General features: G+C 33.9%; 15 protein-coding genes. 9 read left to right on the top strand and 6 right to left on the bottom strand.

All coding sequences use genetic code 11. The features are described from left to right. Positions 1-23 precede the first annotated feature (23 nt). Both JG537_RS01315 and JG537_RS01310 read left to right on the top strand, forming a co-directional pair. The gene (locus JG537_RS01315) at positions 24-443 is read left to right on the top strand and encodes a DUF948 domain-containing protein (protein ID WP_199542669.1); all 420 of its coding nucleotides are present in this window, start codon (positions 24-26) and stop codon (positions 441-443) included. Then, positions 436-915 (top strand): YtxH domain-containing protein, encoded by a 480-nt coding sequence (locus JG537_RS01310; RefSeq protein WP_199542666.1) that lies wholly within the window; start codon positions 436-438, stop codon positions 913-915. The genes JG537_RS01315 and JG537_RS01310 overlap by 8 nt, the downstream gene beginning before the upstream one ends. A gap of 87 nt (positions 916-1,002) precedes the next feature. Here the strand turns inward: JG537_RS01310 and JG537_RS01305 are convergent, their stop codons facing one another. Next, positions 1,003-1,287, bottom strand: a complete 285-nt coding sequence (locus JG537_RS01305; protein ID WP_199542663.1) for a DUF3270 domain-containing protein — start codon at positions 1,285-1,287, stop codon at positions 1,003-1,005. Between the two features lie 270 nt (positions 1,288-1,557). Here JG537_RS01305 and JG537_RS01300 point away from each other — a divergent pair, with 270 nt between their 5' ends. Both JG537_RS01300 and JG537_RS01295 read left to right on the top strand, forming a co-directional pair. Next, positions 1,558-2,484 (top strand): peptidase U32 family protein, encoded by a 927-nt coding sequence (locus tag JG537_RS01300; RefSeq protein ID WP_199542660.1) that lies wholly within the window; start codon positions 1,558-1,560, stop codon positions 2,482-2,484. A gap of 135 nt (positions 2,485-2,619) precedes the next feature. Further along, positions 2,620-3,909 (top strand): peptidase U32 family protein, encoded by a 1,290-nt coding sequence (locus tag JG537_RS01295; RefSeq protein ID WP_132869707.1) that lies wholly within the window; start codon positions 2,620-2,622, stop codon positions 3,907-3,909. A 55-nt stretch (positions 3,910-3,964) separates the two neighbouring features. Here JG537_RS01295 and JG537_RS01290 read toward each other — a convergent pair whose 3' ends face one another. Further along, the gene (locus JG537_RS01290) at positions 3,965-4,294 is read right to left on the bottom strand and encodes a hypothetical protein (protein ID WP_199542657.1); all 330 of its coding nucleotides are present in this window, start codon (positions 4,292-4,294) and stop codon (positions 3,965-3,967) included. Between the two features lie 111 nt (positions 4,295-4,405). On the opposite strand from JG537_RS01290, the gene JG537_RS01285 reads away from it, so the two are divergent. Together JG537_RS01285 and JG537_RS01280 are read left to right on the top strand one after the other, a co-directional pair. Further along, positions 4,406-4,618: a YdbC family protein gene (locus JG537_RS01285; RefSeq protein WP_004232736.1), complete on the top strand. Its 213-nt coding sequence runs from the start codon at positions 4,406-4,408 to the stop codon at positions 4,616-4,618. 131 nt (positions 4,619-4,749) lie between these two features. After that, complete coding sequence (locus tag JG537_RS01280) at positions 4,750-5,502, top strand: HAD family hydrolase (protein ID WP_199542631.1); 753 nt, start codon at positions 4,750-4,752, stop codon at positions 5,500-5,502. A 31-nt stretch (positions 5,503-5,533) separates the two neighbouring features. Here JG537_RS01280 and JG537_RS01275 read toward each other — a convergent pair whose 3' ends face one another. The 3 genes from JG537_RS01275 to JG537_RS01265 all read right to left on the bottom strand — a co-directional run bounded on the left by JG537_RS01275 (position 5,534) and on the right by JG537_RS01265 (position 8,299). Next, positions 5,534-6,403: a helix-turn-helix domain-containing protein gene (locus JG537_RS01275; protein WP_199542629.1), complete on the bottom strand. Its 870-nt coding sequence runs from the start codon at positions 6,401-6,403 to the stop codon at positions 5,534-5,536. 10 nt (positions 6,404-6,413) lie between these two features. Continuing rightward, the gene (locus JG537_RS01270) at positions 6,414-7,610 is read right to left on the bottom strand and encodes an MFS transporter (protein WP_199542626.1); all 1,197 of its coding nucleotides are present in this window, start codon (positions 7,608-7,610) and stop codon (positions 6,414-6,416) included. Between the two features lie 149 nt (positions 7,611-7,759). After that, positions 7,760-8,299: a TetR/AcrR family transcriptional regulator gene (locus tag JG537_RS01265; protein ID WP_199542623.1), complete on the bottom strand. Its 540-nt coding sequence runs from the start codon at positions 8,297-8,299 to the stop codon at positions 7,760-7,762. A 162-nt stretch (positions 8,300-8,461) separates the two neighbouring features. On the opposite strand from JG537_RS01265, the gene JG537_RS01260 reads away from it, so the two are divergent. From JG537_RS01260 to JG537_RS01250, 3 genes are all read left to right on the top strand, one after another. Further along, positions 8,462-10,231, top strand: a complete 1,770-nt coding sequence (locus tag JG537_RS01260) for a DHA2 family efflux MFS transporter permease subunit (RefSeq protein WP_199542620.1) — start codon at positions 8,462-8,464, stop codon at positions 10,229-10,231. Between the two features lie 316 nt (positions 10,232-10,547). After that, the gene (locus JG537_RS01255; RefSeq protein ID WP_199542611.1) at positions 10,548-12,269 is read left to right on the top strand and encodes a Spaf_1101 family AAA-like ATPase; all 1,722 of its coding nucleotides are present in this window, start codon (positions 10,548-10,550) and stop codon (positions 12,267-12,269) included. Between the two features lie 43 nt (positions 12,270-12,312). Then, a complete protein-coding gene (locus tag JG537_RS01250; protein ID WP_199542609.1) occupies positions 12,313-13,011 on the top strand; it encodes an AAA family ATPase in 699 nt (232 codons plus the stop codon). 211 nt (positions 13,012-13,222) lie between these two features. Here the strand turns inward: JG537_RS01250 and lysS are convergent, their stop codons facing one another. Continuing rightward, the gene (gene lysS / locus JG537_RS01245) at positions 13,223-14,713 is read right to left on the bottom strand and encodes a lysine--tRNA ligase (protein ID WP_199542607.1); all 1,491 of its coding nucleotides are present in this window, start codon (positions 14,711-14,713) and stop codon (positions 13,223-13,225) included. Between the last annotated feature and the right edge of the window lie 172 nt (positions 14,714-14,885).

Here is a 14,885-nt window from a genome sequence, read left to right as displayed (position 1 = left end):
GTGTTTTGTAGATAGGAGATAAGATGTTAGAAGTAGCTCTATTAATTTTAGCCATTGCTTTTGCAGTTTTGGTTGGCGTTTTTGTACCAATTGGTGTTAAACTATATAAAACAGTTGATGTTGTTAATGAGACTATTGAGGAATCAAAACAAACGATTAAAGTGTTGACTAGTGATGTTAATGTATCACTTCACCAAGCTAATGAAATCCTAGCTAAAGCAAATGTTTTAGTAGAAGATGTCAATGGCAAGGTTTCAACAATTGATCCTTTGTTTGTGGCGGTCGCTGATCTTTCAGAGACAGTTTCTGACTTGAATGCTCAAGCTCGACACTTATCTCAAAAAGCTTCTCAAGCGACATCAAATGTTGGTAAAGCTAGTGCAGCTTTTGCTGTTGGTAAAGTTACCTCAAAAATTTTAAAAAAGGAGAAAAAGCATGAGTAAATTATTGAAAAATGTGATTATCGGTGTTGCCTCAGGTGCTGCTGCTGCCTATTTCCTATCTACCGAAAAAGGTAAAGAATTACAGAAAAAAGCAACCAAAGCATATCAAGCTTATAAAGAAAATCCTTCTGAATACCATCAAAAAGCAAAAGATAAGGCAACAGAATATACTGACTTGGCAGTCGATACATTCAATGACTACAAACAAAAATTTGAATCAGGTGAATTAACAACTGATGAATTTCTTGAAGTAGTCAAAGAAAAAGGACAAGCTGCTGCTGATTATGCATCTGAAAAAGTATCAGAATTCACTTCAAAAGTGTCTGATGCTGTTGATGAAGCAGAAGATGTGAAAGAAGATACAGAAGCTGAAGTTGCTGATATTATCATTGACTACACAGCAAAAGATGAAACACCATCTAATGAAACAAAAACTGAATCTGAAAAATCAGAAGAAGATACTAAAGAATAATAGAAAAGGCTGAGCATTTTGTCTCAGCCTTTTTTATTGTCATGATGACAATAATTAAAAAACTCCCAGTAATGGGAGTTTTGTTTATCAATGTCTTAGTGACCAAATAATACTTGAAATAGCTGAAGTAATTGCTAGGCTAATGAGAGAGGCAAATAGGAAAGCCCAGATTGGAGCTAGATTCAAGACTAGTAAAAAGAAAGATACCACAACTGTAGAAACACTAAATAAAGCGATACGGGCAAAGAACATGAGTTCCTTGAGCTTAGCGCTTCTGTGATTAATTTCCTGAAATTCGTAAAATTTAGGGGTATCGTTTTCTTGAAGATGTTGCTCTTCAAGGTCTTTATGTTGCTTTAACGGTGTTGACATAATCCCTCTCCTCTAATTCAACTGATATGATACCACAAATTAATGAATTTGTCACCTTTTTTTAAAAAAGACCTTGACTCTTGCCTAAAAATATGTTTAAAATAGTTGTTCCTCTTTTTTGTTTCAAAATGAGGATTTCTTTTTGAGCCTCTCCTCTCATAAAGTTTTGCTCATTCTGAAGCTTACTTAAAATACTTTAGAAAGCTATAACAATAGGATTCTGAGGAGATCTGTGACGAATTGTTATAGGAGTGGTATAATTAAAACGTTATGGAAAAAATAATTATTACTGCGACAGCTGAGTCTATTGAGCAAGTTAAAGAGCTCTTAGAAGCAGGTGTTGACCGCATTTATGTGGGTGAAAAAAATTATGGTTTGCGTTTACCGCACAATTTCACTTACGATGAACTTCGTGAAATTGCGACATTGGTTCATGATGCTGGTAAAGAATTGAGTGTTGCTTGCAATGCTTTGTTGCACCAAGACATGATTAATGCCGTTCGACCATACCTTGATTTCTTGAAAGAAATCAAAGCAGATTATGTTGTGGCTTGTGATGCTGGTCTTTTCCACATCAACAAACATGAAGGCTACAACTTCAAGATGATTTACGATGCATCAGTTTTCGTGACATCAAGTCGTCAAGTGAATTTCTGGGGTGATCACGGTGCCAGTGAAACAGTTTTAGCTCGCGAAATTCCATCAGAAGAATTATTCAAAATGTCAGAAAACCTTCGTTACCCAGCTGAAGTGCTTGTTTACGGAGCAACTGTTATTCATCATTCAAAACGTCCGTTGTTGCAAAATTATTATAATTTTACACACATCGATGATGAAAAAACACGTGAACGTGGTCTTTTCCTTGCTGAACCAAGTGATAAAGACACTCACTACTCTATTTATGAAGACAAACACGGGACACACATCTTTGATACCGATGACCTTGATATGATGCCAAAATTAACAGAATTGGTAGAGCATAACTACACTCATTGGAAATTAGAAGGGCTTTATTGTCCTGGTCATGATTTTGTTGAAATCGCAAAAATCTTTGTGAAAACAAAAGAATTGATGGAAGCTGGAGAATTTACATCAGATCAAGCCTTCTTGTTTGATGAAGAAATCCGTAAATTACATCCAAAAGGTCGTACGCTTGGAACTGGATTCTACGAATTTGATCCAGAAGAAGTGAAATAAGTTCACGCAAATCGCTGCTTTATCATGATTGAGTTACTATTTCAGGGCATGATAAGCAAAAAAACAAAGTTAAATGGATAAAGCTTAGCTTTTATCAAAAATCATTTTTACTATCTTGAAAATAGGAAGATTATAATGTCAAAAAATACGTTTAAACGTCCAGAGGTTTTAGCACCTGCTGGAACACTTGAAAAATTAAAAGTCGCTGTTGATTATGGAGCAGATGCAGTCTTTGTAGGTGGTCAACAATACGGTCTTCGTAGCCGTGCTGGTAACTTCTCTATGGAAGAATTGCAAGAAGGGATTAATTATGCCCATGCTCGTGGTGCTCGCGTGCACGTCGCAGCCAACATGGTTACTCACGAAGGAAACGAAGTCGGTGCAGGAGAGTGGTTCCGTCAACTTCGTGACATGGGCTTAGATGCTGTTATCGTATCAGACCCAGCCATGATTACTATTTGTTTAACTGAAGCACCAGGTTTAGAAGTCCATGTGTCTACACAAGCTTCTACAACTAACTATGAAGCTTTTGCTTTCTGGGAAGAAATTGGTGTGACACGTGTTGTTTTAGCGCGTGAAGTCGGTGTTGCTGAAATCGCAGAAATCCGCAAACACACATCACTTGAAATTGAAGCTTTCGTTCATGGAGCTATGTGTATAGGTTACTCAGGACGTTGTGTCCTTTCTAACCATATGAGTCACCGTGATGCCAACCGTGGTGGTTGTTCACAATCTTGTCGTTGGAAATATGACCTTTACGATATGCCATTTGGTCAAGAACGCAAGAGCCTTGAAGGTGAAATTCCAGAACCATTTTCAATGTCATCAGTTGACATGTGTATGATTGAACACTTGCCAGATTTGATTGATAATGGTGTTGATAGCTTCAAGATTGAAGGTCGTATGAAATCAATTCACTATGTTTCAACAGTGACAAACTGCTACCGCGCAGCTGTTGATGCTTACCTAGAAAGTCCAGCAAAATTTGAAGCAATCAAAGGTGAATTGCTTGATGAGCTTTGGAAAGTTGCCCAACGTGAATTGGCAACTGGTTTCTACTACCAAACACCAACAGAAAACGAGCAACTCTTTGGCGCTCGTCGTAAAATACCACAATATAAATTTGTCGGAGAAGTTATTGCCTTTGATGAAAACACAATGACAGCAACAATCCGTCAACGTAACGTTATCCTCGAAGGAGATAAGGTCGAATTTTACGGTCCAGGTCTTCGTCACTTTGAAACAACAATCAAAGACTTGCACGATGCTGATGGCAATAAAATTGACCGCGCTCCAAACCCAATGGAATTGTTAACAATCACTGTCCCACAAGCCGTTCAGCCTGGAGATATGATTCGTGCTTGCAAAGAAGGTCTAGTTAACCTTTATAAAAATGATGGCTCAAGCAAAACAGTTCGAGCATAATTAATGCAGTAATAATAAAAAATGAACGACTTAAAAACATTTTTGTTTCGGTCGTTCATTTTTTGTTAAGATTTTGAAGTTGAGATTTTCTAACTGTTGGTGGGACAAGACTCAAGCGTTTAATGTCATCGATAGGAATAATGGTTGAAATATTCTTTTGAAAGTTCTTCAGAATTAATTTGCTATTTTTGGCATCGTATTTAACCAAGTCGCCTGTAAAACTTTCGTCGTCATAGATGGCATGAAGAGCTAAGTGTTTTTCCTGAGCTTCCTTGATAATTGTAATGATTTTGTTAGATTTTAGATTAATCTCTGGTGTTTGTGGTGCACGAAAGTCAATATAGGCTTGTGCTTGCTTTTTAAATTGCTTGATAATATTTTTCATAGTCATTTATCCTAAAAATTGATAAAATGATTATACACCTTTTAAGAAAAAAAATAAATAATCAAAAGTTTAGAGATTTTTTACGAATATATTAAGTAGGAGGATATCATTATGTCAGAATTTAAATTTGAAATCGTTGAACACTTACTTACCCTATCAGAAAGTGATAAAGGTTGGACAAAAGAATTGAACCGTGTTAGCTTTAATGGTGCTGAACCAAAATTTGACATTCGTTCATGGAGCCCAGACCACAGTAAAATGGGTAAAGGCATTACGCTCACAAATGACGAATTCAAAATCATTTTGGATGCTTTCCGCGGCTAATTTAGAAAATAAGGAGTTGGCAGTTGTTGAGAAATGATTGCCAATTTTTATTATTTAGACTAGTCAAATCATTGTTTTTCTTTTATAATAGCCCTTGTAAACGTAATCATAATATTTTTAGGTGAGGAAAAATGGCAAATTTGCAGTATCAGAATTATATTTTTGATTTTTATGGAACGCTAGTCGATATCGTAACTGATGAAGAAGATATGATGCTTTGGCAACAAATGGCTTCTCTTTACGCAGCATATGGTGCGGATTATTCAGCTATAGAGCTAAAAGCTAATTATGATGAACTCATCAAACGTCAAGAAGAAAAGCTTCGCAAACACTATCCTTGGCAACATGTTGAAGTTGATTTGGTTGTTATCTTTATCGAACTCATGCTAGAAGCCCCTCACAAACACGCGACCGACAGTATTATTTTAGATTTAGAAACTTGGGGGAATCTCATTGCTCAAACTTTTAGAATGTTGTCGCGTAAAAAATTGCAAGTCTATAAAAATACTTTAGTCACTTTAAAGGCACTTAAAGAAGCAGGAGCGACAGTTATTTTACTTTCAAACGCTCAGCGAGCATTCACTCAGGCAGAAATTGAAATGACAGGTTGTCGAGATTTTTTAGACAAGATTTATATCTCGTCAGATCATAAAATGAAAAAACCACAAGTTGATTTTATGAATCTAGTTTTAAGTGAAAACAACCTCAATCCAGAAGAAACGGTCATGGTCGGCAACGACTTCACTAGCGATATGGCAATCGCACAAGCAGCAGGCATCGATGGTATCTTGCTTAATACTTTCCCATACACTAAAGATGAAGTTCATACTCTTAACACCATGAACGCCAAAGTGATTGATGATATTAGTGAGTTGAAGGGCTGAGAAGGAATGAAAAAACGTGTAACAGAGATTGTTACACGTTTTTTTGTTTAACTTCAATATCTATTAATAATTTCTGTGCCATATTTTTGAGTAACTCTTTATTTTCCAATTCGAAAATTGCAATCGCGTTACGACAGTATTTTTGAGCCTCATCATATATTTTTGTTTTATCTAAAATATAAGCTTTCATCAACAGAGAATCACCCAATAAATATATTGATTTTTCTTCCAAAATCTCATCAAGAGCTTTTGTAATATGCATCAAAGACTTGTCCAAATCTTCTTCTATGAAATAAGCACGAGAAATACTGTATAGAAAAGTAACTCGATCTCGAAAATCATCGCTAGCTTTATAGTCATTGATAATAGATTCAAAATATTGTAAAGCTACTTCATCCTCATGGTTATCACTATAAATACTTGCAATAGCGGATACTACTTTTAAATAAAGTTGAAGATATTTACCTTTGGTTTGAGGTAAGAGTTTTTTCAATTGTTGAATTGTCTCTGATAACGTATCCTGTTTTGTCATGTAATTAGTAATTGCAAGTAACCAATCATAGTAAAGAGTTTCTTCTACTGTCATATTGAGTCTATTTAATGTTTTTAAGAGATAACTTAAAGTTTCATAGTCTCTCATGTAAAGTAGTTGCTTAACTTTATCAGAATAAACCAAGTTTTGGTGGGATACATTATTTAAGTCAAAAATTTTAGAAACAGTCGATATATCAATATCAAGTCTTTTAACGATTTTAAAAAACAAATCCACAGATGGCGTTGTTTCGCCTTTTTCTATTTTACTGATGACACCCTGCACGCAGATACCGTCAGCTAGTTCTTTTTGAGTTAAACCTTTTTCTTTACGTTTATTTTTTATCAATGTTGCAATATCAGTTATCATAATCTCTCCGTTAAGAAATAGCGTATTCTCTTAGTTTTTGATTTGAAAAATAAAGTAAGCTAACTAAAAGAAATGAAAATGTAAATAATACAAGAAATAGTCGCCATGTCAAAAATTTAGCAATGTAGCCAAAAACTAATGAACCAATCGCAAGAGTTGGAATTGTCACCGTGTAAAAAGCGCTAAAAACTTCTCCAAGGTTTTCAGTTGGAATTTCAGTCTGTAAAATAGGCTTTTGAGCAACATGAGTGACACCTAGGAACAGACATGAAACAAACCAAATCAATAATAACACAAAACGACTATGTACCATTGCTGAGGAACCAATTCCTATACCAAAAATAGCAGTAGCAATCCAAAAAGCTTTACCTAAATTAAGTTTTTTTAATACAAAATTAGCAGCAACCGTTGTTCCTAACAAGGTTCCAACAGCACAAGCAGAAACCAACAGACCATAAAATGTTGAATTCCCAACATCTTTTGCAATTAATAATTGATAAACGTTAAAACCTCCAAAAAGAAAATTGGAAATTGCACCGCCTAACGTAATGGAGAATACGACTTTATTTTTCCAGATAAAATGTAAGCCACTTAACAAGCCTGTTTGTTCACTTGTGTTTTCAATTTTTTCTTTAAAACTTATTTTTCGAAATAGTAAAATCGAACTTAAAAACGTTAAAACATCGATTAATAGCAGTGGAATGTAGCTCAAAATAGAAAGTAAGAAACCACTGATAGCGGTAAAGACATATTCCGTACCATTGTAGGCTACAGACATATACATTTCTGCTTTTGCTAAATCTTTAGTGGAAACAATTTTAGGAACTAAAGCATCTTGGACAGTATAAGTGTTAAGACCAACTGTTGAAGCTAGAAAAACAGCGATAAAGATAATGGCTAAACTAAGATTAGTATTTGTACTTCTTAAAGTGATTCCTAAAATAATTCCTAGAACAGCTAACAATTGAGCAAATTCTAGAAATACTAATAAAGCTTTTTTAGGTGAAGAATCAATTTTTTTACCAAAAATAAAAGAGAAGGTATTTGGAATGAAGATTAAAAAGTTTAATAATCCGACATACCAAGCACTATTGGTTGTTTCTAACACATACCATGATAATACAATGGTGTAAATTGAGTCTCCGCAATTGCTGATAAGACGCCCCAAAAATAAATGATTAAAATCCTTGTATTTTCTTAACATCACAAATCTTCCTTTCGTTGCTATAATTATAGCTTTTTATATTATTTTGTCAATATAAAAAATATTTTAATGATTTTAAAAATAGTATTTTGATTTTAGATAATTGCATTTTGGAAAATAGAAAAGTCCCCATATTTACTATGTGGGACTTTCTATAAAAATAATTTTTCTGTTTTGACGATAATTTCGCTGATTTCTTTTGGGCCTTTTTGAAAATCACTTTCAATCCATGCAGAAATGATTCGCTCAAAAGAGGCACAGAAGGCTTGAATAACTAAATCATCAGAAATTTTAGTTTTTTGCTTGATTCGATTTTTGAGATTCACATTACTAGTAATCAAATCTTCTAGCAATACGCGAACCGTTTTAGAGAATTGCACATGTGGTGCTTGGAAAATCGCTTTAAAGTGCTTGGCATCTGTTTTAATGCATTCAAGGCTTTCAAGGATTTTATCTGGTTTATCAAGGTTTCCTTTGGATAAAATAGTTCTAAATTTTTGAGATGTCTTTTCACCAATTGTAGTGGCAAGGTCGTCTTTATCAAGAAAATGCTGATAAAAGGTTCCTCGGCTAACACCAGCTTTTTTCGCAATGTCAGAAACGTTAATTTCTGAATAATTCTTTTCAAGAAGGAGCTCAATAAGAGCTTCTTTTAAGTTTTCAACACTGTTAGTTTTTCGAATATTAGTCATATTTTTCTTATTTAAACATATTTTTAAGATGTGTAATGGTTAATTGGTTAACAATATTATATGCTATTTTCATGAATTATCAAAGCGTTAAGCGATGATAGTTCAACTTGTTCCTTTACTTATCTTAATGGGGACAAGTTTTCATGATGAAAGGATAGATGTATGTCAAAGATTAGAAAATCTTTTGGTTTTATTGGATTGGTTCTTGCCATGTTTATGGGAGCTTTGGATGCTACCATTGTTAATATTGCTTTGCCAGATATCATGAAGGATTTGGATTCTAGCTTAACGGATACGAGCTGGGTTTCAACGATTTATGTTTTGGCAATGGCTGTTTTCATTATCACAGCTTCAAAGTTAGCTGATTTATATGGTCGCAGATTAGTGATGCTGATTGGTGTTGCTTTATTTGGTGTTTTTTCTTTTGTCTGTATGACAGCAAGTTCTCTAAGTTTGCTAATCGTCTACCGCTTTTTCCAAGGAATTGGTGGGGCTATTTTGACACCGATTGTTTTACCAATGGGGATTGCACTTTTTGGAAAATCAAGTACTAGTAAAGTGACTGCTGTTATGGGAGCCTTCAGTGCTTTAGCTGCAGCTAGCGGTCCCGTAATTGGTGGTTTAATCATCCATTGGACAACGTATCACTGGATTTTTGGAATCAATGTTCCAATCGCCATTCTTGCCTTTTTATTGATCCTTTGGGGAAATGAGGAATCTTACGATTTCAGTATTGCTAAAGAGATTGACTGGTTCGGGATGTTATTTTTAACATGTACTCTAGGTGGTTTAACCTTTGGTCTTTTAGAAGGTAGAGAGTATGGTTGGACATCTACGATTATCCTATCAAGCTTTGCCATTAGCATTATTGGATTCATTTTATTAATTGTTGTAGAAGGAAAAGTAAAATCACCAATTATTGAATTGTCTTTATTTAAGGAAAAGACCTTCACAGCTTCAAGCATCATTTACATGATTTTTGGCTTTGCGATTATTGTTCCGTCATTGATTTTGAATTACTTCCTTCAAAATGTTCGCAACTATAGTGCCCTTCATTCAGCTTATCTTATTGTCCCAGCTTCTTTAGCCATTGTTGTCGGAATGCCACTGGCAACAAAAATGTATCAAAAAATTTCAGCTAAACTCCTTGTTTGCATTGGGATGTTTATTACAGCTGGCGGGCTCTTTATGCTAAGTTTAGTTCATTATGGAACTTCAAAAAGTATTATCATTTGTTGTAATGTTATCATCGGTCTTGGTTTAGGCTTTATGGCCATGGCTTTGACTGCTTCTGTAAAATACCTTCCTGTTACTAAAGCAGGAATTGGTTCTGGGATTGTTAATGCCTCAAGATATATCGGACAAGCGATTGGCATGGCTTTGTTGGTAACTATTTTGAATGCTGATATTAACACCGCCAAAGATAATATCAGACATGATGCCTATGCTCAAATCGATAAACACCAGTTATCTGATTCAGTGAAAAAAGTTGCAAAATCTGAAATCAAACAAACCTTCAAATCAAGTAAAAACACTACTGATGCTTCTAGCAAGCAGCATAAAATGATTAAGAAGATAAAAGCTGTCGCCAAAGAAACAGATAATCTTCCACTTCCTAAAAAAGATAGTGATTACCGTAAGCTCTATGATGCAAATAGTCAATTAGTAGCAGGTACCGAAAAAGTTGTTGCAAATCTTCCACAACAATTAAACTCAGCCTTTTTACCTTTGGCTCAAGGGCAAACGCAACTCGGTCTAGCCATCCAATTACTAGCTCAAAAAGAAGAATTAACCGATACTTTCAACCAAATAAAAGACTCTAAAAATAAAAATCTTAGCCAAGCCTTTGACCAAGTATTTGTTATCGGTTCTCTAATTGTCCTCCTCACAACACCACTAGCCTATTTTGCAGATAAAAAAGTAAAAGAGTGATGGGGAATAGAGTATAACGAAACCACCTACATAACGTAGGTGGTTTTTGATGTAAAAAATCTAATTTTTAGATAATTAGAGTATTGAAAAAGATGATTAGAAGTATTAGAATGGTGAGGTGCTTATAGTATAGTAATTATATTTGCGATAAGCGAACAATTTTGTACGTTTTTAGGAAGATAAAATACAATTAAGAATTATATTATCTGATTTTAGAATTTGACAATTAATGATATTCTGCTGTCGATGGTATTATTTTGAAAAGTATTTCAAAGTTAATAAAGTAAAATAAATTTGACTTAAAAAGAGAGAATAGATGAAGGAAATAGCTAATTTAGAAGCGAAACGAGCATATGACAAAATTAGGGGCGAAAAAGATAAATTTGGAAGTTATCGTAAGACCTTATTTCACGTGCATACTCCAGAATCTCATGATTATAGATTATTTAAAAAATGGGAAAAGTTATCGGAGAGTGAATGGAATGGCTTAACAATTAATGATTATATGGAAGAAGTGAAAAAACGGGAAATATTTCCAGGTGAATTTTTTCAGACATCTAAAGGCGATAGTATTTTGTATGAAAATTATAGCGATGACGGTTTCAAAAATGGAAAAGAGAAAATTTCATTTTTAACAGTTGCTCAGAGTCTTTATAATGAAAATATATCAGTAGTTGTAGTATCAGATCACAACACTACTTTAGGTATAAAAAAAATAAAGAAGGCCATTAAGTTAGTATCTAACTTACCTCAAAATAAAGATAAAGAGTATATTGAGGTAATAAATGGAGTTGAAATTTCTTGTGCGGATAGAGTGCATGTTTTGATAGCTTTTCCAGATAGTAAATTTGAATTCATACAAGGCTGGCTTGGCGATAATTTAATGAGTGTTAAGGAGGAATCTTTTAAGTCAAGTCTAGAAGTATTAGACACATTTATACGTGAAGATTGTCTTGCATACATAGCCCATATTAATAGTTCAGATGTATTTAAAAATAAACATTTTTCAATTGCATATAAGAAACGACTCTTCTCTGCAGCTTATACTAAAATTATTGGTGTATCGAACCCTGAGAAAATAACTAGCGTTAATAGCTATTTTACAGATTTTTTTAAGAAAAGTACTATACTATTTTTTGTTCTTGATAATGACTCTCATTATATTGAAAATCATTCGATAAATTCAATGTGGATAAAATTTAGTAAAAGGACTTATGAACAGCTTCGAGAAGCATTATCTGAATATGATATATCAGTTGAACTAAAGAATCCAGAAAATAACAAGACTAAAACAATACGTGGAATTTATATACCTGCTCTTGAAAATTCTTATTTACAAATGGAAAACTTGGATTTTGTAATAAAATTTTCAGATTCCTTAAATTGCTTAATTGGAGGAAGAGGAACTGGAAAGAGTACCATTTTAGATTTGATTCAATTAGTATTATCACAAAAAGCAGATACGAAACAAAAGTTTGAATTTTTATCTATTCATTCCAGAGTATATATTTTGTATGAGATGTTATCAAAAGAATATATTGTTGAACTTAATTTACCCACTCAGAAAAAAGGAGAAGATATATACGAAGTCTATGGAGTAAAAACAAAAGCTACCTCGAAGTATTGGTATTATGAAAATCGTTTAAAGGAGAAAATTAAGGATAAGTATTTATCAATATATGAGGTTCAAAAAAAATCAAACCTCATTAAACTTAATAAAACTCAAAAATATAAAATAATCGATCAAATGTTTGATAATAGGTATTCGGTAAATCAACTTGTAAATATTGCTAGTGATGATAGAATAAGTGACTATTTATTTGAGGTAATTTCTAAAGATAATAATATAAAAAAATATCAAACTTCTAGCCAAATCTCTTCAATTGATGAAATTTTATCTTTTATGTCAAATGAAGAGAAGCGATTAGAAAAACAGAAAAATGATATATTATCTTGTATAAGTTTATTTAATGATACTCAGTCAGAAAAGTTGAAAATTTCATATACTCAACAGAAAGAATTTAGACAATTCTTTTAAAGGATATCGTTTAACAAATGGAGAAGTTATCGAATATTTTGCGATGATTTTTGAAAGAAACGATTTTAAGACTTTTGTAAATTTATTAAATAATAGAAATCTTGAAGGTGAAAATTCTATTAAAAAATTTGCTAAGGACAGTAGTTTGTCTTATGATGTTGATCTTAAAGAAGTAGATGATACATTGTTGAATGAGATTTTTAAACTTTGGAATGATTTGGATATCAGTTTAGTTCAAAAATATTTGGAAGATGTATATAATGGTTGTGAAAAATTATCTCTAGAATTTAATATCAATTCTAAAGTGACAGATGGAAATGAAAAAGTAATTTTTAAAGAAGTAATGAATCTAAGCTTAGGGCAGAAGGTGGTAGCAATGCTTGATTTTATTCTTGCATATTCAGAATTTACAAACGATAATCGGCCATTACTTATAGACCAGCCAGAAGATAATTTGGATTCACGGTATATTTATAATAATTTAGTACAAGTGTTACGGGATGTGAAGGACAAACGTCAGATTATTATAGCGACTCATAATGCTACAATAGTGACAAATGCAATGTCTGACTTAGTTATTTTGATGGAATCTGATGGTGAACACGGATGGGTTAAAAAATGTGGATATCCGGGTGAAGATACAATAAAAAAACATATTGTAAATTACCTTGAAGGTGGACAGGAATCTTTTGAACATAAAGTGAAAATATATAAACGTGTAATTGATACAAATAAAATTTAAATTGTCTAGATAGTGAAGAAATTCTGAATGATTATTTTTCAGATAGTTTGATACTTGAACATATATTAAAAAACGAATATCTTACCTAGAATGATTTTCTAGGTAAGATATTCGTTTTTTATGCAAGAAGATATCTAACTTCGTTTTTATTGTCGTAAGTTTTGTTCTTTATAAACTAAAAACGTTGATTTATCAACGTTTTTAATCTAAATTATTTCATTGTAGGGAACAACAAGACGTCGCGGATTGTTGTTGTATCTGTAAGGAGCATGACAAGACGGTCGATACCGATACCAAGTCCCCCTGTTGGTGGCATACCGTATTCAAGGGCTTCGATGTAGTCGTAGTCGATACCAGTCGCTTCGTCATCACCAAGTTCTTTAGCTTTAGCTTGAGCTTCGAAACGTGATAATTGGTCAATTGGATCGTTAAGCTCAGTGAAGGCATTACCGTATTCTTTAGTCATGATGAAGAGTTCGAAACGGTCAGTGAAGCGAGGATCTTCTGCGTTTTTCTTAGCAAGTGGAGATACTTCAACTGGGTGTCCGTATACGAATGTTGGTTGAATCAATGTTTCTTCAACAAATTCTTCGAAGAAAGCGTTGATGATGTGACCAACTGAAGTGAAGTGTTTTTCAACTGGAACATTCTTCTCTTTGGCAATAGCTTGAGCTTCTTCAAGAGTCATTTCTTGCCAGAAATTAACACCAGTGACTTCTTTGATAGCATCAACCATGTGAACACGTTTAAATGGTTTGTCAATGGCAATTTCAGTACCTTGGTATGAAATTGGACCATCACCTTTAACAGCTTTTGAAACGTGTTGGATGATACCTTCTGTCAAATCCATGATGTCTTTGAAGTCAGCATAAGCAAGGTAAGCTTCGATAGATGTGAACTCAGGGTTGTGAGTTGCATCCATACCTTCGTTACGGAAGATACGTCCGATTTCGTAAACTTTTTCCATACCACCAACGATAAGACGTTTCAAGTGAAGTTCAGTTGCGATACGAAGAACCATGTCCATATCTTGCGCGTTGTGGTGTGTGACGAATGGACGAGCAGCAGCACCACCAGCTTCGTTGTGAAGAACTGGAGTTTCAACTTCTAAGAAGCCAAGTCCATCAAGGTAACGACGAATTTCTGAGATGATTTTTGAACGAGTCACAAAGCGTTCAAAGCTTTCACGGTTTGAAATCAAGTCAAGGTAACGTTTACGATATTTTGTTTCAACATCTGTAAGTCCATGGAATTTTTCTGGAAGTGGACGAAGCGCTTTAGACAAGTGAGTAAGATGAGTAGCTTTGATTGTCAATTCACCCATGTCTGTACGCATAACTTCACCTTCGATACCGAGGAAGTCACCGAGGTCTGCTTTTTTGAAAATTTGATAGTTTTCGTCACCAACAGCATCTTTGCGGACATAGATTTGGATTTGACCGTCGCGGTCTTGGATATGAGCAAAACCAACTTTACCTTTACCACGCTTAGTCATAAGACGACCAGCTATAGTAGCTGTTTCGTTAATTTCATGTAATTCTTCTTTGGTTTTGTCAGAGTATTTTTCTTTTAATTGACCAGAAGTAGCTGTGCGTTCAAATCGAGTTCCGAAAGGATCGATGCCTTGTTCAGCCAAAGCTGCCATTTTTTCACGACGCACGATTTGTTGGTCGTTTAATTCTTCGATGTGTTCGTTTGACATGTTTTCCTCCAATATATATTCTTTCCTATTGTAACATAAATGGCGCTAGAATTCACTTTATTTTTATTGCCTTAATCAGGCTTTGGAGTAAGAAAGTGTTTTCCGTGCTTTAATTGAAAAGAAAGGCAAAAAATAGTATAATATGTGACGGTAAAAATAACTTAGAGAGAAA

Source organism: Streptococcus vicugnae (genome assembly GCF_016461705.1).
Classification (GTDB): domain Bacteria; phylum Bacillota; class Bacilli; order Lactobacillales; family Streptococcaceae; genus Streptococcus; species Streptococcus vicugnae.
Note: the sequence above shows the minus strand (reverse complement) of the source record. Positions and strands in the feature narration are given on the sequence as shown.

Excerpts from the sequence above, each read along its gene's own strand:
- JG537_RS01315 (WP_199542669.1), top strand. The coding sequence starts at position 24 with ATGTTAGAAGTAGCTCTATTAATTTTAGCCATTGCTTTTGCAGTTTTG.
- JG537_RS01310 (WP_199542666.1), top strand. The coding sequence starts at position 436 with ATGAGTAAATTATTGAAAAATGTGATTATCGGTGTTGCCTCAGGTGCT.
- JG537_RS01305 (WP_199542663.1), bottom strand. The coding sequence starts at position 1,287 with ATGTCAACACCGTTAAAGCAACATAAAGACCTTGAAGAGCAACATCTT.
- JG537_RS01300 (WP_199542660.1), top strand. The coding sequence starts at position 1,558 with ATGGAAAAAATAATTATTACTGCGACAGCTGAGTCTATTGAGCAAGTT.
- JG537_RS01295 (WP_132869707.1), top strand. The coding sequence starts at position 2,620 with ATGTCAAAAAATACGTTTAAACGTCCAGAGGTTTTAGCACCTGCTGGA.
- JG537_RS01290 (WP_199542657.1), bottom strand. The coding sequence starts at position 4,294 with ATGAAAAATATTATCAAGCAATTTAAAAAGCAAGCACAAGCCTATATT.
- JG537_RS01285 (WP_004232736.1), top strand. The coding sequence starts at position 4,406 with ATGTCAGAATTTAAATTTGAAATCGTTGAACACTTACTTACCCTATCA.
- JG537_RS01280 (WP_199542631.1), top strand. The coding sequence starts at position 4,750 with ATGGCAAATTTGCAGTATCAGAATTATATTTTTGATTTTTATGGAACG.
- JG537_RS01275 (WP_199542629.1), bottom strand. The coding sequence starts at position 6,403 with ATGATAACTGATATTGCAACATTGATAAAAAATAAACGTAAAGAAAAA.
- JG537_RS01265 (WP_199542623.1), bottom strand. The coding sequence starts at position 8,299 with ATGACTAATATTCGAAAAACTAACAGTGTTGAAAACTTAAAAGAAGCT.
- JG537_RS01260 (WP_199542620.1), top strand. The coding sequence starts at position 8,462 with ATGTCAAAGATTAGAAAATCTTTTGGTTTTATTGGATTGGTTCTTGCC.
- JG537_RS01255 (WP_199542611.1), top strand. The coding sequence starts at position 10,548 with ATGAAGGAAATAGCTAATTTAGAAGCGAAACGAGCATATGACAAAATT.
- JG537_RS01250 (WP_199542609.1), top strand. The coding sequence starts at position 12,313 with ATGATTTTTGAAAGAAACGATTTTAAGACTTTTGTAAATTTATTAAAT.
- lysS (WP_199542607.1), bottom strand. The coding sequence starts at position 14,713 with ATGTCAAACGAACACATCGAAGAATTAAACGACCAACAAATCGTGCGT.